This window comes from Spiroplasma endosymbiont of Notiophilus biguttatus (assembly GCF_964030985.1).
GTDB classification, from domain to species: Bacteria; Bacillota_I; Bacilli_A; order Mycoplasmatales; family VBWQ01; genus Spiroplasma_E; species Spiroplasma_E ixodetis_A.
Genome location: NZ_OZ034993.1, coordinates 1271186 through 1294106, shown reverse-complemented (window position 1 = coordinate 1294106; position 22921 = coordinate 1271186). Strand labels below are relative to the sequence as shown.

The 22921-nt window shown below is 24.1% G+C and carries 25 protein-coding genes, 2 pseudogenes and 1 riboswitch; of the genes and pseudogenes, 10 read left to right on the top strand and 17 right to left on the bottom strand.

Annotated elements, in window-relative coordinates; translation table 4 throughout:
• Positions 1-178: 178 nt before the first annotated feature.
• From AAHM85_RS07825 to AAHM85_RS07785, 10 genes are all read right to left on the bottom strand, one after another.
• Entirely contained in the window at positions 179-1084 is a 906-nt protein-coding gene (locus AAHM85_RS07825; RefSeq protein ID WP_342261603.1) for a hypothetical protein, read from the bottom strand.
• 527 nt (positions 1085-1611) lie between these two features.
• On the bottom strand, positions 1612-2295 hold the full coding sequence (locus tag AAHM85_RS07820; protein ID WP_342261602.1) for an IS1595 family transposase: 684 nt from the start codon (positions 2293-2295) through the stop codon (positions 1612-1614).
• A 75-nt stretch (positions 2296-2370) separates the two neighbouring features.
• Positions 2371-2754, bottom strand: a complete 384-nt coding sequence (locus AAHM85_RS08500; protein WP_425289732.1) for a hypothetical protein — start codon at positions 2752-2754, stop codon at positions 2371-2373.
• Positions 2755-2826: 72 nt separating this feature from the next.
• A complete protein-coding gene (locus AAHM85_RS07815) occupies positions 2827-3513 on the bottom strand; it encodes a ribulose-phosphate 3-epimerase (protein ID WP_342261601.1) in 687 nt (228 codons plus the stop codon).
• 13 nt (positions 3514-3526) lie between these two features.
• Positions 3527-4408 (bottom strand): ribosome small subunit-dependent GTPase A, encoded by an 882-nt coding sequence (gene rsgA / locus AAHM85_RS07810; protein ID WP_342261600.1) that lies wholly within the window; start codon positions 4406-4408, stop codon positions 3527-3529.
• A 12-nt stretch (positions 4409-4420) separates the two neighbouring features.
• Positions 4421-5392 carry a serine/threonine-protein kinase gene (locus tag AAHM85_RS07805; protein WP_342261599.1) on the bottom strand — a complete coding sequence of 324 codons (972 nt, stop codon included), beginning with the start codon at positions 5390-5392 and terminating at the stop codon, positions 4421-4423.
• Positions 5393-5476: 84 nt separating this feature from the next.
• Positions 5477-6226 (bottom strand): protein phosphatase 2C domain-containing protein, encoded by a 750-nt coding sequence (locus AAHM85_RS07800; protein WP_342261598.1) that lies wholly within the window; start codon positions 6224-6226, stop codon positions 5477-5479.
• A gap of 11 nt (positions 6227-6237) precedes the next feature.
• Positions 6238-6642 (bottom strand): hypothetical protein, encoded by a 405-nt coding sequence (locus AAHM85_RS07795; RefSeq protein ID WP_342261597.1) that lies wholly within the window; start codon positions 6640-6642, stop codon positions 6238-6240.
• Positions 6605-7885: an IS3 family transposase gene (locus tag AAHM85_RS07790; RefSeq protein WP_342261596.1), complete on the bottom strand. Its 1281-nt coding sequence runs from the start codon at positions 7883-7885 to the stop codon at positions 6605-6607. Before AAHM85_RS07790 ends, AAHM85_RS07795 begins: the two co-directional genes overlap by 38 nt.
• Positions 7886-8321: 436 nt before the next feature.
• Positions 8322-9155 carry an IS1595 family transposase gene (locus AAHM85_RS07785; RefSeq protein WP_342261595.1) on the bottom strand — a complete coding sequence of 278 codons (834 nt, stop codon included), beginning with the start codon at positions 9153-9155 and terminating at the stop codon, positions 8322-8324.
• 165 nt (positions 9156-9320) lie between these two features.
• A riboswitch (TPP riboswitch) is annotated at positions 9321-9408 on the top strand.
• A gap of 127 nt (positions 9409-9535) precedes the next feature.
• Here AAHM85_RS07785 and AAHM85_RS07780 point away from each other — a divergent pair.
• Entirely contained in the window at positions 9536-10516 is a 981-nt protein-coding gene (locus AAHM85_RS07780) for an energy-coupled thiamine transporter ThiT (protein ID WP_342261594.1), read from the top strand.
• Between the two features lie 40 nt (positions 10517-10556).
• Here AAHM85_RS07780 and AAHM85_RS07775 read toward each other — a convergent pair.
• Positions 10557-10757, bottom strand: a pseudogene (locus AAHM85_RS07775) (transposase); the annotation flags it as partial.
• Positions 10758-10917: 160 nt separating this feature from the next.
• Between AAHM85_RS07775 and AAHM85_RS07770 the strand changes: the two are divergent.
• The 3 genes from AAHM85_RS07770 (at position 10918) to AAHM85_RS07760 (ending at position 12423) form a co-directional block, all read left to right on the top strand.
• Positions 10918-11265, top strand: a complete 348-nt coding sequence (locus tag AAHM85_RS07770; protein WP_342260488.1) for a transposase family protein — start codon at positions 10918-10920, stop codon at positions 11263-11265.
• 4 nt (positions 11266-11269) lie between these two features.
• Entirely contained in the window at positions 11270-11764 is a 495-nt protein-coding gene (locus AAHM85_RS07765; RefSeq protein ID WP_342260487.1) for a transposase family protein, read from the top strand.
• Between the two features lie 308 nt (positions 11765-12072).
• Complete coding sequence (locus AAHM85_RS07760) at positions 12073-12423, top strand: hypothetical protein (protein WP_342261574.1); 351 nt, start codon at positions 12073-12075, stop codon at positions 12421-12423.
• Here the strand turns inward: AAHM85_RS07760 and AAHM85_RS07755 are convergent.
• The 5 genes from AAHM85_RS07755 to AAHM85_RS07735 all read right to left on the bottom strand — a co-directional run bounded on the left by AAHM85_RS07755 (position 12397) and on the right by AAHM85_RS07735 (position 14957).
• Entirely contained in the window at positions 12397-12891 is a 495-nt protein-coding gene (locus AAHM85_RS07755) for a transposase family protein (RefSeq protein WP_342260487.1), read from the bottom strand. The two genes, AAHM85_RS07760 and AAHM85_RS07755, sit on opposite strands and share 27 nt — an antisense overlap.
• Positions 12892-12895: 4 nt before the next feature.
• On the bottom strand, positions 12896-13243 hold the full coding sequence (locus AAHM85_RS07750) for a transposase family protein (RefSeq protein WP_342260488.1): 348 nt from the start codon (positions 13241-13243) through the stop codon (positions 12896-12898).
• Between the two features lie 120 nt (positions 13244-13363).
• The gene (locus AAHM85_RS07745; RefSeq protein WP_342261710.1) at positions 13364-13798 is read right to left on the bottom strand and encodes an IS1595 family transposase; all 435 of its coding nucleotides are present in this window, start codon (positions 13796-13798) and stop codon (positions 13364-13366) included.
• A gap of 312 nt (positions 13799-14110) precedes the next feature.
• The gene (locus tag AAHM85_RS07740; RefSeq protein WP_342260487.1) at positions 14111-14605 is read right to left on the bottom strand and encodes a transposase family protein; all 495 of its coding nucleotides are present in this window, start codon (positions 14603-14605) and stop codon (positions 14111-14113) included.
• A 4-nt stretch (positions 14606-14609) separates the two neighbouring features.
• A complete protein-coding gene (locus tag AAHM85_RS07735; RefSeq protein WP_342260653.1) occupies positions 14610-14957 on the bottom strand; it encodes a transposase family protein in 348 nt (115 codons plus the stop codon).
• Positions 14958-15276: 319 nt separating this feature from the next.
• On the opposite strand from AAHM85_RS07735, the gene AAHM85_RS07730 reads away from it, so the two are divergent.
• From AAHM85_RS07730 to AAHM85_RS07715, 4 genes are all read left to right on the top strand, one after another.
• Positions 15277-15777 (top strand): IS3 family transposase, encoded by a 501-nt coding sequence (locus AAHM85_RS07730; RefSeq protein WP_342261593.1) that lies wholly within the window; start codon positions 15277-15279, stop codon positions 15775-15777.
• A gap of 113 nt (positions 15778-15890) precedes the next feature.
• Positions 15891-16304 (top strand): hypothetical protein, encoded by a 414-nt coding sequence (locus AAHM85_RS07725; RefSeq protein ID WP_342260964.1) that lies wholly within the window; start codon positions 15891-15893, stop codon positions 16302-16304.
• 11 nt (positions 16305-16315) lie between these two features.
• Entirely contained in the window at positions 16316-17107 is a 792-nt protein-coding gene (locus tag AAHM85_RS07720) for a hypothetical protein (protein WP_342260963.1), read from the top strand.
• A gap of 527 nt (positions 17108-17634) precedes the next feature.
• Positions 17635-20262, top strand: a complete 2628-nt coding sequence (locus AAHM85_RS07715; RefSeq protein ID WP_342261592.1) for a valine--tRNA ligase — start codon at positions 17635-17637, stop codon at positions 20260-20262.
• A 280-nt stretch (positions 20263-20542) separates the two neighbouring features.
• Here AAHM85_RS07715 and AAHM85_RS07710 read toward each other — a convergent pair whose 3' ends face one another.
• Positions 20543-21025 (bottom strand): hypothetical protein, encoded by a 483-nt coding sequence (locus AAHM85_RS07710; protein ID WP_342261591.1) that lies wholly within the window; start codon positions 21023-21025, stop codon positions 20543-20545.
• Between the two features lie 370 nt (positions 21026-21395).
• On the opposite strand from AAHM85_RS07710, the gene AAHM85_RS07705 reads away from it, so the two are divergent.
• On the top strand, positions 21396-22229 hold the full coding sequence (locus AAHM85_RS07705) for an IS1595 family transposase (protein ID WP_342261590.1): 834 nt from the start codon (positions 21396-21398) through the stop codon (positions 22227-22229).
• Positions 22230-22364: 135 nt separating this feature from the next.
• Positions 22365-22511, top strand: a pseudogene (locus AAHM85_RS07700) (transposase); the annotation flags it as partial.
• Positions 22512-22921: the final 410 nt, after the last annotated feature.

The following is a 22921-nucleotide window of genomic DNA, read 5'->3' as shown; positions in this document are numbered from 1 at the left end:
TTCCAAATAAAATATCTAAAACTACTAAAATTTAAAACAATTTTATAATTATTATTTCTTATTGCTTAAATTATATCCTTTTAACAAAAATATTATTAATCTCTTTAAAAATTTATTTTTAAAGAGATTAATTTTTATTTTAAATTAAAAAAATAAATTATCACTAAATAATAACGTCTTATAATAAGTTTTGATATGAAAAACTCTTTTCTACAGTATTATGTTCATCTAAATCATTTATTGATTTTCGTTTTTTACCATAATTTAAACTACTACTTCCTAATATTTTAGTTTTCTTTTCTAATTTATTAACTTTAGTTTTTAAAATTTCAATATCACTTTCTAACTTATTAATTTTAGTATTTAATACATTATGTTCGCCAATTAATTTATCAAAACTATCCTTATTATATTTATTATTAATTGCTTTAATTTTATTACTTTCTCACATTCCACAAGTTAAAAACTTAAGTGGTCAATGTCACCATCTTCTTGCTAATTGTTTTTCATTTTTGAAATTCAAATTAAAATTATTAATCTGTCCACATATTTTATTTTTAGCTTCTTTTAGTATTTTTAAATCATGTATTTTTTGTTGCATTTCTTTAAAAATTTCATTAATGTCTGAACTATCATATAGTGTTAAATCATCTAAACTTTTAGAACTATCTCTATGCTTTATTTCAACTTCTAAATCAGTTTGTAAACCTAATAAAAATAACTTATCTTCTGAAGTAGTTAAAACATTACTTAAATCATATTTATATATATTTTTAAAATCTATTGCTAATGCTCCCTTATTTACTTGTGCTTCTAAAAAACTAATAGTTACAGTAAACAAAGATAAAATTGGCATTATTGCTTTATCAGAATATTTTTTGGTACTTTTTCCACAATTATATTCAAGATATTTAAGATTTTTAATAACATTAGGAATATCTACAACCAAAGATATACCTTTTAATTCTTCAATAATTCTTTTAAAATAAGGAATTTGAGTATTATGTTGTTTTTGATATCTTAACTTTATACTTTCAAGTTTTTTTATTAACTCTGTTGCAGATAACATTTTTTCTTTTGCCATTTTTTAATTTCTCCTCTTTTAAAAAATAAATGGGTTAGAAAACTTATATTAAGTTTATGATTTTTATTATACTATCTTTTTTTAAATATTTTATTAATATACTTTTGTCATAAAATAATAATTAGTTTTTCTAAATTTTAAAAATTATTTATGTAAAAAAACTAAACATTTTCCTTTTTTAATAATTAGTTTTGGTCTTTCTTCTTTGTTAAATTCATTACTAATAGTTTGCGTACTATTATTAGTAACAATAATATCTTGATTTGGATAAAACTTACAACCACTAAAATTATAAATTACTTCTTCATTGTCTAAACTAAAAAAGAAATATATTTATATGTTAATTGTCAATTGTAAAAAATATATTCTGATTTTGCTTTTAGTAAAAAACAATAATTATTTTCACCTAATAAAATTGGATTAAAAAATTCATATTTTTTTACGCTTTTCTCCCTTTATGTACTATTTTTTAATTTTATCACATAAATGCTGAGAAAAGCGTATCTACGGACTTCTTCCCCACATTTTTAAATTAAACACAGCATTACAATTTCAAAACTAGGTATCTTGTTGAATTTATATGCAGCTTCTTTGGCATATAAATAAACATGATGTTTTGCAACTTTGATATGTGTTTTAAATGTTCTTGTTATATGTTTTCAAACTGATTCAATTTGATTGGTATTTACACCAGTTTTTGAAACATAACCATCTTGATGGTTAACTGTTTTATGTTTTGGGAAAACCAATTTGAAATCGCAATATCCTTTTCAATCATCAGTATATACATGACATTTTAAAGAAATGTGGCTTCTTGCAAAATTCAAAAGACTTTTACTCTTTGCATTTTTCAATACTTTCACAATTAAATTATTAGTTGTTTTTTCATAAATGCCAACAATCAATGTTTTATTTTTCAAGGATCTTCCTTGTTTTTTAAAAGCCATATGTGAAAGATACATTTCATCAATTTGCACTGTGCCTTCAACAATAAATTGAGGTTCTTGTTTTGCAATACGTGTTCTAATTTTATGACCCATTCTCCATGCTGTTTTTAAAGTCACTCCCAATTCTTTTGAAACATCAGTTGATGGAATTCCATGTTTGGTGTTTATTCATCTAAAGATGAGGTAAAATAATGATCTTAAAAATGTTTGTGACCTTGAAAATATGGTACCCGTGAGAATACTAAATGTTTGATTACATTTCAAACATCTTATTCTTTTTAAATCAGAAGTTCAAATTAAAACTAGAACACCTAATACATTTGTTTTCTTTCAAATTTGCTATATATGCAAGACATTGCTATTCAGTTTGAAAAGCATTGTTGAACTCATTCAGTTTCATTGTTCCCTCCACAAGTACATGTGGGGAGAAGTCCGATTTGTTAATATATTAATACTAACAAGTAACATATCCCAACGTATTCCATCACTGACTATCACTATTTGTTGAAAATTAATTTTTTTGGAAATTGCAGTAACTATTGCAAGTTCACTATCAATAAAATCTTTTTCTTTATTAAAAGTAATAATTTCAAAATTATGTATTTTACTTTGATTATTTAAAATCTTTAACTGTTGTTTATTAATGGTATCATTATCACCACAAATAAATTTAATTGGTTTCTTATGTTTTAATAATGATAAAACACCAGTTTCAACACCAATAAAATTGGATTAATAAATTGTTCTCAATTTAAATTATAATCACGACAAACAATTAGTAATTATTTAATATCACTATTTTTCATAATTTGTTAACATCGCAACTTGTTTTTTTACTGAATTATCACTATTTAATAAATAACTACCCGCTACTAGGTAATTAGCACCAGCACTAATACAATCATTTGCTGTTAAATTATTAATGCCACCATCAACAGCAATTGTAATATTTTGAAAATTATTATCAATATGTTTTACTAATGTTTTAATTTTATTAATGGTTAAATCTAAAAAACGTTGTCCAGCTGCACCTGGTTGCACACTCATAATTAAAATTGTATCAAGATCTTTCAAATAATCATAAATTTTTGAAATTGGTGTATCAGGATTAATGGCAATTCCTTTTTTAAAACCAGGGTTTTTTCACTGCAGAAATTCTTTTAATTGTTCTTCTGTTAATGCTTCATAATGCAAAGTAATATTTTTAACTTGCGGTAAAATTATAAATGGTTTTAAATAATCACACACTTTTGATGTTTTTATCTTTACCATCATATGACAATCAATATTGATATTAGAACTAAATTTACATACATCACTTAATATTTTTGCACCAAAACTTAAATTTTCAACAAAATGATGATCCATAACATCAAAATGAATTCAATTAATTCCTGCATTTTGTAAACTTAATAAATCATCTTTTAAAGATAGAAAGTTAGCAGTTAAAATGCTAGCGGCAATTGTTACTTCTTTTTTCATATATTACCATCCTTTATTTTAAATTATTAATTTTATTGAATTCTATTAAAATTTTACAATAATCTTCATAAAAAAAACTAGAAATTATTTTATTTGCAACTGCTTTTTTAATTGCACATTCTGGTTCTTGCTGATGTAAACAAGTACGAAACTTACAATTTTGTCAAATATTAGTAAAACTAGGAAAATTAGTAGCAATATCAATACTACTTAGACCTTGCAACTGAAAGACCGAAAAACCAGGTGTATCTGCAATAATACCATCATGTAAAAAATAAAGGCGAGTTTTAGTTGTGGTATGTTTACCACGATTTAAACTTGCAGAAATATCCTGTGTTCATAATTTTAAATTATTATCCAAACTATTTAAAGTTGAACTCTTTCCCACTCCTGAAGTACCTGTTAATATTGATAACTTGTTTGTAAAAACTTTTTTTAAATCTTCAATACCATTTTTTTTAATATTTGAAATAAAAATTGTTGGTAAATTTAAATTCTGATATGCTTTAACTTTTGTTCAAACCTCATTATCTTTAGTTACCAAATCAATTTTTGTAAATATTAAAATTATTTTTAAATGATAATAATTAAAAATAGTTAATAATTTATTTAATAGAAAACTACTAAGAAAAGGATTAACAAGAGAACTAACAATTAATACTTGATCAACATTAGCAATGCTTGGTCGATATAGTTCATTAAAACGAGGTAAAATCGATTCAACCAAAGGATTTTTATCATCTTTAAAATTAACTTTAACATAATCACCAACTAAAATTTTTGTTGTTTGAAATTTTAAATTTCCTTTGATTAAACAAGAATAAATTTGATTTTCAATTCTTACTTCAACAAAGTTATTTGCAACTCCAATAACTATTCCTTGTTTAAAATTCATAGTTTCCTCCAATTAATATAAAATTAATATACTTATAATAACACCAATAAGTAATAATATAATTAAAATTAAAGATGATAAAAAGCCTTTTTTTAAATAAAATGGCTTTTTTAATTTTTGTGAATTTAAGTAATTTTTCTTAAATAGCATATTATTTTTATTTTCCGTTTTTAAACAACAATCTAAATCATTACTCAATTCATTAATTGTTTGATAGCGATCATTAATATTCTTAGCAGTTGCCTTCAAAATAATATTTTCTAAACTTTGTGGAATATTATTATTAATTTCATGAATTAATGGCATTGGCTCTTTAATATGTTTGGTGGCTAATATTTGTGGATTTTTATGAAAAAAAGGTGGTTTACCAACTAATAATTCATATAATATAATACCTAAAGCATAAATATCACTCTGAATTGTTGGTTTTTGAAATTTTACTACTTCTGGAGCAATATATTTCATTGTTCCTACAACTTGATTAGCGTGTTTTTTAACTTCATAATCATCAATAACAGCAATACCAAAATCTAAAACTTTAATTGCTCCACTACTAGTTAAAATAATATTTTCAGGTTTTAAATCACGATGAATAATATTGACTGCATGACACGCATTAACGCCTTTTAAAATTTCTTTCATAATAACTATAACTTCATTAACTGATAAAACTGAATAATTACTTAAATATTCTTTTAATGTTTTACCTTCTAATAATTCAAAAACTAAGCATCAATCTTTCTTATCAACAAAAACATCATATACCAAAATAACATTGGGATGTCTAACTCTAGATACTGCTCTAATTTCTTGCAAAAATCGTTCTTTTATTAAGTCATCTAGTGGTGAAATTGGATTAATTACTTTTAAAGCAACTTGCCGATTTAAATATTTATCTTGTGCTTCATAAACTTTAGCCATACCACCCGAACCAATAATTTTTAAAATATGATAACGATTATTCAATAATTTATTTATTTCCATTAGTTTCACCATTACTTTTAAATTTAATTTTTAAAAATTACTAACTTATTTATAATTTATATTTTACACAAAAATGTCAAAAGACTAAAATTTTATTTCCATTAATAATGCAGTAACATTATCAGTTGAAATATTAAGTAATGCTTGCTTAATCAATAATTTAACTTTATTATTAATATTTCCATTTTTTTCTAAAATATTAACTATTTCATATTCTTCTAAAAAATCATGAACACCATCGCTAGTTAAAAGAAAATATGATGGAATTATTAAGGGTAAATGAAAAACATCGGTTTTCAATGGCTTACGTGGACCAAGAGCACTAGTTAATGCCTTTCAATAAGTGTGATTTAAATCAACACTTGATTCTTTAGTTGTATTTTTTTGTAAATATAAATTTAAAATATTATGATCAACTGTTAACTGTTTTAATCCTTGTTCACTATATTGATAAATACGTGAATCACCAATATTTACTAAATAAGCTTTATTATTAGTAATTAAAATTATTACCATAGTTGTTCCCATATCAAGGGCTTGTTCATTACTTAAACTAAAATTATTCATTTCAATTTGAATAGTATCTATCTTTTCTTGTAATCATGCATGAATTTGTTTATCGTGTTTTAATTTAGTAAAATCTGTTGTTTCAAAAAATTTTTTTAACATACTAACAGCCATATTACTGGCCACTTCACCACATTTATGACCACCCAATCCATCACAAACAACACCAATAACTTGTCCAGTTTTATTTGTTAAGTATAAAACGGCATCTTGATTATTTGTACGATAATTACCAACATCTGTTTTATAACTAGCATTTATTTTCATAAACTAACCCCCTATATTCCTTTTTTTAATTTACAAATATAAAATCCATCAGTATTTTTATTAAAACCAAAAAATTGTTTTTCTGCAATGATTGTCATATCTGGGTGATTTTTAACAAACTTCTCAATTTGATTTTGATTTTCTTTAATATTGAAAGTACAAGTAACATACACAAGTATCGCTTCGGGTTTTAAAAGTTGATAAGCCTTATTTAATAATTTTGTTTGAACAGTAATTAAGTGATTAATTTCTTCTTTACTTCAATTGATAAGTTTAACTTCTGGTTTTCTTTTAATTAAACCTCAAGCAGTACTAGGAGCATCAATTAAAATTTTGTCAAATTTATTATTAAAATCTAATAATATTGTAGGGCATTGGTTAGATAAGTTTACTTTCTTGTCTTCAAATCTGTACAAATTGATTTGGAGGCATTTTCAATCTAATAACTATTCTATCATTGTTTCAATATCTAACAAATTTTTCTAATATTTTATTAAAACTTTCCATACTTTCAAAAGTGCTACCAAACATCATTTTAAAATCTCTTTTAATTCAACGATTTAAACATTCACTAACTTGATTACCTTTAAAACCTGATAGACTTTTTGAGTGAATTAGATTAGTACTTGTATTAAAAACTTTACTAACAATTTCGCTTGTATTAGCAAAACCTAAATCTGATTGAATAGTCGTAAAATTACATTGTTTAGCACTCGCTAATTCTATTTGATTAACCACATTTAACACAGTTTTGGCATTTTCACTTTTGTTTATTTTTCAGCCAACAATTGAATTACTGTACATATCAGTAGCAAAAACAACTAATAATTTTGTTTTTTTATCACCAATAATTATATTTTTAAATCATGTGCCATCCATACCAACTTTTTCAAGAAAGTTATTACTTGAAAAATTACGTTTTAATAAATCTTTATTATTTTTTAAATCACTATTTTCTACTACTCTATTTGTTGATTTAGGTTCTAATAATAATTTAATATTATTATCTTTTAATATTTGTTTTATGCTTGTTTTACTGCATTTAAGACCTTTATTTTTTATTTTTAACTCTAATCTTACTTTTTCAAAACTAGTGATATTAATGTACTTTTTTTCATTTTTAATGAGAACTATTTTGTTTATTGCTTGTATCAAATTATCATTAATTTTTGATTGATATTGCTTTTTACCTTTTTTTACTCATAAATAGTATGCTGTTTTGCTAATAGCTATGTAAACAATAATTTTATTTAATTGATGACCTTTTTGCTTATATTTTTCTACTATTAAAAAACACTTATATTTTAATAATTTACTATTTTTTCCCCTTGTTAATTTCTTTTCACAGGCTAATTGCTCCTTTAAAAGTTCTTTTTCAACCTTATCTTTTAAAGCTTGTTTTCTAAGTTTATCAATTTCTTTGTTTAATAGTTTAATTTCAATATCTTTCTTATCGATCCTGTGAGAAGTTTGGGATTTAGAAATTTTGGTGAATGCATTTTCACCTTTAATTTGATATTGGTTAACCCAATTATAAATTAATACTGGAGTTGATAATTTATATTTGACTTGAATTTCATGTATTTTTAGTTTTTTATCAACTAAATACTCATTAACAACGGCTAATTTTGTTTCTTTTGAATAAACTTTATAATTCATAATTTCTCCTTCTGTATTAATTATTTTTAATTATATTACAGATTGAAAATATTAATTGGTAAACTTAAGTGACTGATGCCGATTTTTTCTTTACGGTTATTATATTTAAAACAAAATTCATTTAAATAAGATTGGAGTCATTTTTTTGAAACTCAATGAAATTGGCCGATAAAACCTCTTTTTAATATTGCTCAAAAACTTTCTATTGTATTTGTATGAATACCATTATAAGAAAAATATTTTTTGTGATTAACTTGTTCATGTGGTAAAATTCCGTTAAAATATATAGTAATTTTACCTTATTCTCTAAAAGATTCTAAACAGGTTCTTAGAAGTGAATATATTTTATTTTCGCTTTTCTTCCTTTATGTACTATTTTTTAATTTTATCACATAAATGCTGAGAAAAGCGTATCTACGGACTTCTCCCCACATTTTTAAATTAAACACAGCATTACAATTTCAAAACTAGGTATCTTGTTGAATTTATATGCAGCTTCTTTGGCATATAAATAAACATGATGTTTTGCAACTTTGATATGTGTTTTAAATGTTCTTCTTATATGTTTTCAAACTGATTCAATTTGATTGGTATTTACACCAGTTTTTGAAACATAACCATCTTGATGCTTAACTGTTTTATGTTTTGGGAAAACCAATTTGAAATCGCAATATCCTTTTCAATCATCAGTATATACATGACATTTTGAAGAAATGTGGCTTCTTGCAAAATTCAAAAGACTTTTACTCTTTGCATTTTTCAATACTTTCACAATTAAATTATTAGTTGTTTTTTCATAAATGCCAACAATCAATGTTTTATTTTTCAAGGATCTTCCTTGTTTTTTAAAAGCCATATGTGAAAAATACATTTCATCAATTTGCACTGTGCCTTCAACAATAAATTGAGGTTCTTGTTTTGCAATACGTGTTCTAATTTTATGACCCATTCTCCATGCTGTTTTTAAGGTCACTCCCAATTCTTTTGAAACATTAGTTGACAGAATTCCATGTTTGGTGTTTATTCATCTAAAGATGAGGTAAAATCATGATCTTAAAGATGTTTGTGACCTTGAAAATATGGTACCCGTGAGAATACTAAATGTTTGATTACATTTCAAACATCTTATTCTTTTTAAATCAGAAGTATTCAAATTAAAACTAGAACACCTAATACATTTGTTTTCTTTCAAATTTGCTATATATGCAAGACATTGCTGTTCAGTTTGAAAAGCATTGTTGAACTCATTCAGTTTCATTGTTCCCTCCACAAGTACATGTGGGGAGAAGTCCGTTTATTTTTTTTCAAATAAATTTCAAATAAAAATAGAGCAAATTTTAATTTAAACTAAAAATCGTAAAAAAATTATATTTTATATTTAAAAAAATATTTTGAATGTTATAATAGTAGTAAATATGGATTAATTTGCATATATTATATAAAGCAGGGGTGGCATTGCCTGAGAAATACCCTATAACCTGATCTAGTTAGTACTAGCGGAGGGAGACTTTATTTTTTATATTTTAAAAAATGATAACTCCTTTTTTGTTATGTAAGATAAATTAAAGGAGTTATCATTTTATTATGTTTAAAGAACAACTATTAACAACTCTCAATTATAATAAAATTAAAAGCAAACTGGGGGTAGGAATGTTAATTAAAGCATCAGCCATTTTTAGTTTAATTACTCTTCTAACATTAACAGTTATTATTAGTATTTTACCTGCTAGTAGTATTAATCACTTTTTTAAAGTTACTACTATTACTGGTTGACAATTTTATAGCAGTAAAATTTATTTAATATTAATTCTTTGTTTATTATTAATTTCATCAATTTTATTATCTGTTATTACATGAACAGTTAAAATAGAAGATATTCATAAAAATATTGTTATTGTTACATTACTATCAATTTTTAGTATCAATCCCATTGCATTAATTTTTAATTTAATTAAACATTATCAATGACAAAAAGAAGAAACTTTTGCCATTTTAAAAACAAGATGATGAACTAATTTTAAATTTGCATTTGGTATTAAACGATGATTAGTTATTGATTATACAATTATTGGTTTATTTACTGGTGTAACTATTGCTTGTGCTTTTATTGAACAAAATTTATTACCAAAAATGCCATACGGTGGGGGTATTGCTATTAAATATATACCTTTAATGGTTATTAGTTATATTATTGGCTTTGCAGGTGGATGATTAACGGGTATGATTAGTGCTCTGATGTCATTATTATTTATTGGTAGTGGCTATGTTATTAGTGCTTGAAGTTATTTATTAGATTATTTTTTGCCAATGACAACACCCGCTATTGTTTCATTATTACGTTTTAATTTAAAAGCTGATAAATCAATTTTTACTTATATTAATTATTTTTTACATTGTTTTTTAGTTTCTTTAATTATTTATTTTTGACAAACAATAGCAGGATATTTTATTTGATCACAAGTTACTAATGGTGATGGAAGTAAAAATATTTGATCAGGATTTAATCCTCTTTTTTACTCATTAGTTTACAATTTTATTCATATTTTTTTATTTACTTATCCAATTATGCAATTAACAATACCTTTTATTTATCGTGGTTTAGTTAGTCACTATGTAGAAAGATATCGTTAGAATAGTAACTCTAAATTAGGACGTCAAAGGATGTATGAGATTAACCCTTAGAATCTTTTAATAAAATTGAAATAAAGGAAAGAACAACCATTTGTAAACTAGTATTTAATTTTCTTTCACAATTTTTTCATAATCTTCTACATTTTTCTAATCAAGCAAAACTTCGCTCTACAACTCATCTTTTTGGTAATACTACAAAAGAATGTAATTCATTACGTTTTACAACTTCAACATTCGCATTTATAATTGCTTTGGGACGTATTGCAACCTTAGTTAGATTTAATAAAAACTTAAATGAGAGATAAAACTCTCATTTTTAATTAGACTTATTGCATAACTAGTTAACTTTTTATTTTTTTGTTATTATTAAAATAAAATTTGAATAGTTAAGGATAAACTTTATGACATATTTTGAATTAAAAGATAAATCTGATCAATATTTTCGTAAAATAGTGGGTATTAATAAACTCGTTTTTAACGAAATTTTAAATATTTTATTAGAACATCAAAAACTCAAAACTACTATTGGTGGAAGGCCATATAAAATGTCAATAGAAGATCGACTAGTAATGAGTTTAAGATATTTATATGAAAATCGTACATATCATAGTATTGGTGCTGAGTATGGTATGGTTGATACTACTGCTTTACGAAATATTCGTTCAATTGAAGATATTTTAATAAAGAATAATAAGTTTAATAATTTAACAAATAAAAATATTTTTTTAAAAAGAAGAATTAAAAAATAAAATTTTGATAATTGATGTAACAGAGGTAGAAACAGAACGACCAAAATATAACCAAAAAGATTGATTTTCTGGTAAAAAATGAATGCATACTGTTAAGTTTCAAACCGTAATTAATGCAAATACTAATGAAATTTTAAATATTTTTTCTGATATTGGTAAAAATCATGATTTTAAAACTTTTAAGAATTCAAAGTTAAAGTTTTTACCAGAAACTATAATTCTTGCAGATAAAGGTTATCAAGGTTTACAAAAAATTCATGCTAATACATTTTTACCCATTAAAATTAGCAAAAATAATCCTAAAACAAATAAAACCAAAATCTTTAATAAGATTATTAATAAAACTCGTAGAAAAATTGAACATGTTTTTGCATTTTTAAAATGTTTTAAGATTATTGGTTATAAATTTAGAAAAGCCAGAAAACGAATATTTTTAAGATTTAATTTAATTGCAGGATTTTATAATTTATCATTAAAACTTAAAAACGTTATGCAGTAAGTCTATTGTTGAACAATTATAATTAATTATTTTATTAAACCTATACTTTATTAAAGTAATTAATTATTCCAAATTTAATAAAAATTATAAAAGCTATTGTATAGGAATTTGCAAATAGTAATTTTTATGTTGCTCTTTTAAAACTTGATATTTTTTGGTTCCCTTCCCCTAGAACCCCTACCCTCCAAGGCTTATGCTACTTACAGTAGCATAAGCCTTACGTATAGTAGTAGAAGTATTTAGTTAGTAGTATATAAGCCTTTTATCACCTACAGTGATAAAAGGCTTATACATAGAAAGGATATGTAATGATTAATGTTAATTTAGATATTAAAAATAAAGTTAGAGAAACAACTAAAGGTATGTTATTAGAAATTGGTGAATATGAAACATGATTTTCAATTAAAGATACTACTATTAATCAAAAAAATAAAAAAATAACATTAAAAATAATTGAAGATTTTAATTATAAATTAGGTAAAAAATCAATTACAAAAGATATTGAAAGTATTAAAGGTAGTGAAATTTTAAAATATATTAAAAATATTTCAGATATTACTACAAATGAAAATGAATTAATATCTTGTGAATTTTATGAACAATATAATGGTTATTATATTTTTACAAAAGACTTACTGCATAACGTTTTTAAGTTTTAATGATAAATTATAAAATCCTGCAATTAAATTAAATCTTAAAAATATTCGTTTTCTGGCTTTTCTAAATTTATAACCAATAATCTTAAAACATTTTAAAAATGCAAAAACATGTTCAATTTTTCTACGAGTTTTATTAATAATCTTATTAAAGATTTTGGTTTTATTTGTTTTAGGATTATTTTTGCTAATTTTAATGGGTAAAAATGTATTAGCATGAATTTTTTGTAAACCTTGATAACCTTTATCTGCAAGAATTATAGTTTCTGGTAAAAACTTTAACTTTGAATTCTTAAAAGTTTTAAAATCATGATTTTTACCAATATCAGAAAAAATATTTAAAATTTCATTAGTATTTGCATTAATTACGGTTTGAAACTTAACAGTATGCATTCATTTTTTACCAGAAAATCAATCTTTTTGGTTATATTTTGGTCGTTCTGTTTCTACCTCTGTTACATCAATTATCAAAATTTTATTTTTTAATTCTTCTTTTTAAAAAAATATTTTTATTTGTTAAATTATTAAACTTATTATTCTTTATTAAAATATCTTCAATTGAACGAATATTTCGTAAAGCAGTAGTATCAACCATACCATACTCAGCACCAATACTATGATATGTACGATTTTCATATAAATATCTTAAACTCATTACTAGTCGATCTTCTATTGACATTTTATATGGCCTTCCACCAATAGTAGTTTTGAGTTTTTGATGTTCTAATAAAATATTTAAAATTTCGTTAAAAACGAGTTTATTAATACCCACTATTTTACGAAAATATTGATCAGATTTATCTTTTAATTCAAAATATGTCATAAAGTTTATCCTTAACTATTCAAATTTTATTTTAATAATAACAAAAAAATAAAAAGTTAACTAGTTATGCAGTAAGTCTAATATCTAATTATAGTTTTCAGAAATAATAATGTATATAAGTTATTGCCAATAAACGTAAAATTCCGAAATTTTATTCATTTTATAATATCCACGATATTCATCAGTAAAAAGAATAGAATTGTTAATATCAACATTTTCTTTAACTATTTTCATTAAATCTTCAGATTTAATACTTTTATTTTTTGCATGAAATAATTTAACATTACCATTTCGTTCAATAATGCCAACAACACACTCTTTACTAGTTCCTCTACCACGTAATGAGTTATTTTTATTATCAACATCATTATATTTACGCGGTTTTCCACCCACATATGTTTCATCCATCTCTAATATTTTTGCTAATAATTTAATCTCATCATTAGCCATTGCCTTTCTAATTTTATGCATCATTTTTCATACAGTTGCTAAACGTAAATTTAAGTCTCTTGAAGCTTGAGATGATGATAAACTTTTTTTAGCATTAGCCATTAATACTATTAAAATAAATCACTTTTGAAGTGGTACACGTGTATGATGAAAAATAGTTTGAGCAGTTACACTAAAAGACTTATGACATTTTTTGCATTTATAACGCGACTCTTTTAAAACAGAGTTAACTTTTTCACTAAAACAAAAAAAGACATTTTGGTTTGTTATTTCATCTTATTTCTTCTAAAAATTTTATACAAGATTCTTGGTTTGGAAATTTATTTATTATGTCTAAAATATTCATTTTCAATCACCTTTAATTAGATTTTATTTCGGAATTTTACGTTTATTGGCAATAACTTATATACATTAGACTTACTGCATAACGTTTTTAAGTTTTAATGATAAATTATAAAATCCTGCAATTAAATTAAATCTTAAAAATATTCGTTTTCTGGCTTTTCTAAATTTATAACCAATAATCTTAAAACATTTTAAAAATGCAAAAACATGTTCAATTTTTCTACGAGTTTTATTAATAATCTTATTAAAGATTTTGGTTTTATTTGTTTTAGGATTATTTTTGCTAATTTTAATGGGTAAAAATGTATTAGCATGAATTTTTTGTAAACCTTGATAACCTTTATCTGCAAGAATTATAGTTTCTGGTAAAAACTTTAACTTTGAATTCTTAAAAGTTTTAAAATCATGATTTTTACCAATATCAGAAAAAATATTTAAAATTTCATTAGTATTTGCATTAATTACGGTTTGAAACTTAACAGTATGCATTCATTTTTTACCAGAAAATCAATCTTTTTGGTTATATTTTGGTCGTTCTGTTTCTACCTCTGTTACATCAATTATCAAAATTTTATTTTTTAATTCTTCTTTTTAAAAAAATATTTTTATTTGTTAAATTATTAAACTTATTATTCATTATTAAAATATCTTCAATTGAACGAATATTTCGTAAAGCAGTAGTATCAACCATACCATACTCAGCACCAATACTATGATATGTACGATTTTCATATAAATATCTTAAACTCATTACTAGTCGATCTTCTATTGACATTTTATATGGCCTTCCACCAATAGTAGTTTTGAGTTTTTGATGTTCTAATAAAATATTTAAAATTTCGTTAAAAACGAGTTTATTAATACCCACTATTTTACGAAAATATTGATCAGATTTATCTTTTAATTCAAAATATGTCATAAAGTTTATCCTTAACTATTCAAATTTTATTTTAATAATAACAAAAAAATAAAAAGTTAACTAGTTATGCAGTAAGTCTAATGAAAAAAAGTACATTAATATCACTAGTTTTGAAAAAGTAAGATTAGAGTTAAAAATAAAAAATAAAGGTCTTAAATGCAGTAAAACAAGCATAAAACAAATATTAAAAGATAATAATATTAAATTATTATTAGAACCTAAATCAACAAATAGAGTAGTAGAAAATAGTGATTTAAAAAATAATAAAGATTTATTAAAACGTAATTTTTCAAGTAATAACTTTCTTGAAAAAGTTGGTATGGATGGCACATGATTTAAAAATATAATTATTGGTGATAAAAAAACAAAATTATTAGTTGTTTTTGCTACTGATATGTACAGTAATTCAATTGTTGGCTGAAAAATAAACAAAAATGAAAATGCCAAAACTGTGTTAAATGTGGTTAATCAAATAGAATTAGCGAGTGCTAAACAATGTAATTTTACGACTATTCAATCAGATTTAGGTTCTGCTAATACAAGCGAAATTGTTAGTAAAGTTTTTAATACAAGTACTAATCTAATTCATTCAAAAAGTCTATCAGGTTTTAAAGGTAATCAAGTTAGTGAATGTTTAAATCGTTGAATTAAAAGAGATTTTAAAATGATGTTTGGTAGCACTTTTGAAAGTATGGAAAGTTTTAATAAAATATTAGAAAAATTTGTTAGATATTGAAACAATGATAGAATAGTTATTAGATTGAAAATGCCTCCAAATCAATTTGTACAGATTTGAAGACAAGAAAGTAAACTTATCTAACCAATGCCCCTTTTGTTTTTAGTTTTTTAGACTATGTTGGTAATACAAAATATGTTTTTAAAGGTAAAGTTGATAATGATGTTTATCAGCAAGATTTATATAATTTTGTTACTATGCCAGTTCGTGTTCCAAATTTAAGACATTTAAGAGTATTTTTTGATGTTCATGGTGAATCAATTTCAAATATTCGTTCATTTTTAAATTTTGGTCAAATTAATGTTTTTTCAAGTGAAAAAGTTACACCAGTACCACCAAATAGTCCTTTTAATCCTGAGTATGAACGAGTTAGTTGATATGATGTTTTTGGTCATTTGCGTAATGCTTTTAGGTGAGTACTTTATGGAGTAGTTGGTAAAGTTTTACCCGTGGAACCATTAAGAGAGTTTTTTACTAAACTTGATGGATTATTGAGACGTATTTTTGATGATACTATTAGTTCTGTTTTAAATGTTGATTTTACTAGTGGTTTAGAACAAGTTTTAACATTGTGAGTATTTTTAAAAGCAGTTGGATTTTTAGTTGGTTAGGAGTTGAAATAATGCCTTGATATGGTTATTTACTTTTAGGAGTTTTATTATTAATAATACTTTATCCATTTTTAATAACTAGAAAAAATATAAAGATATTGCAACGTGTAGGTAGTTATATTATTTCAGCACCACCACGTACTGGTAAATCTGCTCTTGCTTGTTGTTTGGCACAAAGACATAAAGGTAGGGTAGTTAGTCCTATTCCTATTAAAGTGCGTAATGAGTATAGTTATCGTTGTTCTTATGATGATGTTTTTAAATTTAATCAATTAAATAGTAATTATGCTTTTAAAGAGAATGATATGCTTGTTTTTGATGAGTTAGGTTTGAAAATTAATAGTAATGATTTGTCACCCGAATTTAAAGAAACACAAGAAAGTTTAGGAATGTTTTGTAAGTTAATAGGTCATAATTTTAATGGAATTATGTATATGATTGAACAACACCCCGATAGAATACCAAAACAAGCACGTGAAAAAGTAGAATATATTGTACAAGTTAAAAGAATGCGTATTTTGTTATTTTTAGTTAAGTTTAAACTAAATATTTATACTAATGTGGATGATTATAACAAAGTTGTGTTTTCTAAAAGACAAACTAAGAAAATAATTAAACGTGGTGGATTACCACCTAGTTATAGCGGTGAAACTATGACTTTTAGTTTATGATTTCCTAGGTCTTATTTACAAAGATATAATAGTCGTGCTTTAAATTATATTCATTCGTTAAAGAGTGAATTAAGTACTATTAAAGACTATGAGCAGTCACAAAGGTTTGGAGTTTACTGTTGATGATATTAGAGCAGTAGGATTAGATAAGTTGGATAATATATTACAAGATGATAAAAGAGATGTTATTAAAGTTCGTGGTAAACGTAGTTATGATAAGAATAAAAAGTTTGCTAAGAAGTAAAATGTGTATGTATTGCCGGTGCCAACCAGAACCTTTGGTTTGGTTGGCGTGGGCGTTTACGCCCTTTGTCTCACTTTTTTAAAGTGAGTGGGGTGTGGGTGCGTAGCACCCAAGGGGCAACGCACCTATATACTTGATAGATTTTTTCTTTTCTCAAATGTCTTGTTTTTTAAAATTAACAATGTAAAATAAAATACATAATTAATTTAAAATATAAAAGAGTAAAATTAAATGGTAATTTAGAGACTTAGTGGTTGCTGTAAACTAAGCAACTTTAATTTGAAGGTAACTTATATTACTAGTAATTTAAATAATAATTAAGTGCATTTACTTTGTAAATGAATTAGGATGGTACCGCGTTAAGAAACGTTCCTATTTGTGGAATGTTTTTTTATTTTAAAAAGGAGTATAACAAATGAATAGAAATTTAAACAAAAAATATAATCATATTGAAATTGAAAAGGATCGTTATGAGCAATGAGTAAAATCTGGATTATTTAAGGCAAATGTTAGTTCTATTAATCCTACATTTTCTATTATCTTACCACCACCTAATGTAACGGGACTTTTACATTTAGGTCATGCTTGAGATAGTACTATCCAAGATTTATTAATTCGTTATAAACGTTTACAAGGCTTTAATACTTTATTTATACCTGGTATGGATCATGCTGGCATTGCCACTCAAGTTAAAGTTGCACAACGTATTAAAGAAGAACAAAAACTTAATTTGCAAGAATTAGGTAAAGATAAATTTTTACAACAAGCATGAAAATGAAAAACAGAATATGCACAAAACATAAGAAAACAGTGAGCAAAACTTGGTTTAACATTAGATTATTCGCATGAAGTATTTACTTTAGATGAAAATGTTAAGCAAGCAGTTAATGAAGTATTTGTAAAGTTATATAAAGAAGGTTTAGTTTATTGAGGAAAAAAGATAGTAAATTGAGATCCAGAATTAAAAACCGCTATTTCTAATATTGAAGTAAATTATCATGAAACAAAAGGAAAAATGTATTATTTAAAATATTTTGTAGAAAATAGTAGTGAATTTATTACTATTGCTACCACCAGACCAGAAACAATGTTTGCTGATCAGTGTATAGTTGTAAATAGTAAAGATAAACGTTATTTACAATTTATTGGTAAAATGGTTGTTAATCCAGCTAATAAAATGTTAATTAAAGTCATCGCTGATGATTATGTTGATATGAATTTTGGAACAGGTGCTATGAAATGTACACCAGCTCATGATGCTAATGACTATGAAATTGCATTACGTCACAATTTAGCAATACCTATTTGTATGAATGTTGATGGAACTATGAATGAATTAGCACAATCATATATTAATCAAGATCGAATGGTATGTCGTAAACAATTAGTTGAACAATTAAGAAAAGAAAATTTAGTTGTAAAGGTTGAAGAACATCTTCATCAAGTTGGTTATTCAGAACGAAGTAACGCTATTATTGAGCCATATTTATCACAACAATGATTCATAAAAATGAAACCATTAGTTGAAATGATTATTGATAAACAAAAAAATAAGAAAACAAAGATTGATTTTCATCCAATATTATTTGAACAACAATTTTTGCAGTGATTAAATAATATTCAAGATTGATGTATTTCTCGTCAATTATGATGGGGTCATTTGCTTCCAGTTTGATATCATAAAAAAACTAAGAAAATTTATGTTGATACTAACCCACCATCACCAATTAACGATTATATTCAAGAATCAGACGTATTAGATACATGATTTTCTAGCGGTTTATGACCCTTTGTAACTTTGGGTTGACCGCAAAAAAATGTTGATTTGCAAAAATATTATCCAATATCAGTATTAGTTACTGCTTATGATATTTTATTTTTTTGAGTTGCACGAATGATGTTTATGGGTTGAAAATTTACTAATCAAAAACCATTTACTAATGTTTTAATTCATGGTTTAATTCGTGATGAACAAGGTAGAAAAATGTCAAAATCATTAAATAACGGAATTGATCCAATGGAAATTATTAAAAAGTATGGCGCGGATGCTTTACGTTATTTTTTAGTTAGCAATTGTGCTCCGGGTCAAGATTTAAGATTTAGTATTACTAAAGTTGAATCAGCTTGAAATTTCAATAATAAATTATGAAATGCTGCACGTTATGTACTAATGAATACTGATGATAAGTTTCAATTGGATGAAAATATTGCCTATAATAAATCATTATCATTTATTGATCAATGAATTTTACAAGAACTTAATCAATTGATTATTTATGTAGAACAATATATGGAAAAATATGAATTTGTTTTAGTGGTTAAAGCACTATCAAATTTTATATGAAATAAATATTGTTCTTGATATATTGAATTAAATAAAGTTAATTTACAAAATCAAGAGCAACAAAGTAACTCATTACAAACATTATATTATGTATTACAGCAAATTATTATTATGGTTCATCCCTTTATTCCCTTTATTACAGAAGCAATTTATGAAGAAATGGGGTATAAAAATAGCATTTTAACAAATAAGTTTCCTAAAGTTAAAGTTATGGAAAAAACAAAAGATGTAACACAATTTGTTGAAATATTAATCGAAATTATTAGTAATATTCGAGAAATTCGTAAAGAACTTAATTTATCATTAAAATTACCGTTAACTATTCATATCAATACTACTAATTCTTTTTTTGAAGTAGAAAAAAATACTTTAAATCCTTATTTATTACAATTAACTAATACTCAAATTGTTACTATTAGTGATAGTCCGTTGTCTGTTAATAATAAAGTAATTAAAATTATTAATTTAGCAGTAATAGAAATTAATGTTTCAAATTTATTTAATAAAGAAGAACAGTTAGCAAAATTAAAACAGGAATTAGTTTATATTGAAAATGAAATAAAACGTAGTAAAGATATTTTAAGTAACCAACAATTTTTAGCAAAGGCATCACCAACAAAAGTTGAAATAGAAAAACGGAAATTAGAAAAGTATCAAAATCAAAAAACTTTAATCAATGCCAAGATTAAAGAATTGTAAAAAACTTTCGGAATTTTACCACATGAACAAGTTAATCACAAAAAATATTTTTCTTATAATGGTATTCATACAAATACAATAGAAAGTTTTTGAGCAATATTAAAAAGAGGTTTTATCGGCCAATTTCATTGAGTTTCAAAAAAATGACTCCAATCTTATTTAAATGAATTTTGTTTTAAATATAATAACCGTAAAGAAAAAATCACATTTAAAAATATCATAATTAAATTATTTATTAAGAATTAAGTGTTAACCAATAAGCGTAAAATTCCGAAAACTTTTATTTTAATTCAAATTGAAAAATTTCATTATTTTCCAATTTAATATCATCGATACCTACTGAAAAATCAATAAATTCTTTACCATTTCAATGCTCAATGTATCAAAATTTTTTATCTTTTTGAGTACCTTTTTTACCTTTTACAGCAACCAAAAATCTTCCAAATTGACTTTTTTCAACAGTAAAATCATTAGAACAAGCACTTAGTAAATTACCAAGTGTATTAAAAGTAGTAATATAATTAGTTTTTTCAAGAATAGTTTCTTTACGGTTGATAGCTGTAATTTCAATATTAGTAGCAATGCTATTTTGATTAGTAGTACCATTTAAGAATTTTGGGATATAAATAATATTTAGTATTAATGAAGTTCCTAATATTAATATAATAGAATTATATTTGCAACATTTAATAAATGTTTTATTTTTAATTATTTTTATAAAATTATTTTTTCATTTTTTACCATCAGTTTTTATTTTTGCCATTATTATCAGCCTTTGCATTATTTTTTTTATTTTATTATATTAAAAAAAATAAAAAAAGGAAATTGCTTATCTCATTTTTAATAATTATTGAGGTGAAATTAAATGAGATTATTAATTATAACATTGACAATTCTTTTTTTTGGAAGTAATGGATTAGTTGTATTAAAGTTGATTAAAAATTTTAATGAAAATGAAATAGTTAGTAAGGAAACAATTGATACAAAAATTATTACTATTACTGTTGAAATTAAAGAACATTTACCAATTAGAGAAGATTTATGTATACGAAATAAATATTATGTTAAAATTCTTAATTCAAAAATAAGTATTATTAATTTAATTACGGACTTCTTTCTCCCCACATGTACTTGTGGAGGGAACAATGAAACTGAATGAGTTCAACAATGCTTTTCAAACTGAACAGCAATGTCTTGTATATATAGCAAATTTGAAAGAAAACAAATGTATTAGGTGTTCTAGTTTTAATTTGAATACTTCTGATTTAAAAAGAATAAGATGTTTGAAATGTAATCAAACATTTAGTATTCTCACGGGTACCATATTTTCAAGGTCACAAACATCTTTAAGATCATGATTTTACTTCATCTTTAGATGAATAAACACCAAACATGGGATTCCATCAACTGATGTTTCAAAAGAATTGGGAGTGACCTTAAAAACAGCATGGAGAATGGGTCATAAAATTAGAACACGTATTGCAAAACAAGAACCTCAATTTATTGTTGAAGGCACAGTGCAAATTGATGAAATGTATCTTTCACATATGGCTTTTAAAAAACAAGGAAGATCCTTGAAAAATAAAACATTGATTGTTGGCATTTATGAAAAAACAACTAATAATTTAATTGTGAAAGTATTGAAAAATGCAAAGAGTAAAAGTCTTTTGAATTTTGCAAGAAGCCACATTTCTTCAAAATGTCATGTATGTACTGATGATTGAAAAGGATATTGCGATTTCAAATTGGTTTTCCCAAAACATAAAACAGTTAACCATCAAGATGGTTATGTTTCAAAAACTGGTGTAAATACCAATCAAATTGAATCAGTTTGAAAACATATAAGAAGAACATTTAAAACACATATCAAAGTTGCAAAACATCATGTTTATTTATATGCCAAAGAAGCTGCATATAAATTCAACAAGATACCTAGTTTTGAAATTGTAATGCTGTGTTTAATTTAAAAATGTGGGGAGAAGTCCGTAGATACGCTTTTCTCAGCATTTATGTGATAAAATTAAAAAATAGTACATAAAGGGAGAAAAGCACAAAACAATTATAAATGCGAATGTTGAAGTTGTAAAACGTAATGAGTTACATTATTACCAAAAAGATGAGTTGTAGAGCGAAGTTTTGCTTGATTAGAAAAATGTAGAAGATTATGAAAAAATTGTGAAAGAAAATTAAATACTAGTTTACAAATAGTTGTTCTTTCCTTTATTTCAATTTTATTAAAAAGATTCTAAACAGGTTCTTAGAAGTATTTTTTTAATTATATAAATATTTTTCCAAAGGAAATTAAAAATTGAACTAAATTATTATTATTTGGTCAGCAAACCGAAGAAAACAAATCTACTTTTACCATTTTTAATAAGTTTGGTATTACTCCAATTATTGTTGTTAGTGGTTTACACATTAATTTTTTCTTTGTTTTTTTTAAAAAAAGTTTTTGATTTATCAAAAATGAATTAATTAAACTTTTAATTTGTTTTGTAATTTTATATTTTTATTTATATTTACTTAATTGATCTATTGCAGCAATGAAAGAATTTTTTTAATTTTTATTTGTATTTTAAAATTTAATAAAAAAACTATTCATCCAATTTCTATTCTTAGTTTTAGTGCTTATTGTTGTCTTTGTTTATGACCTTTACAG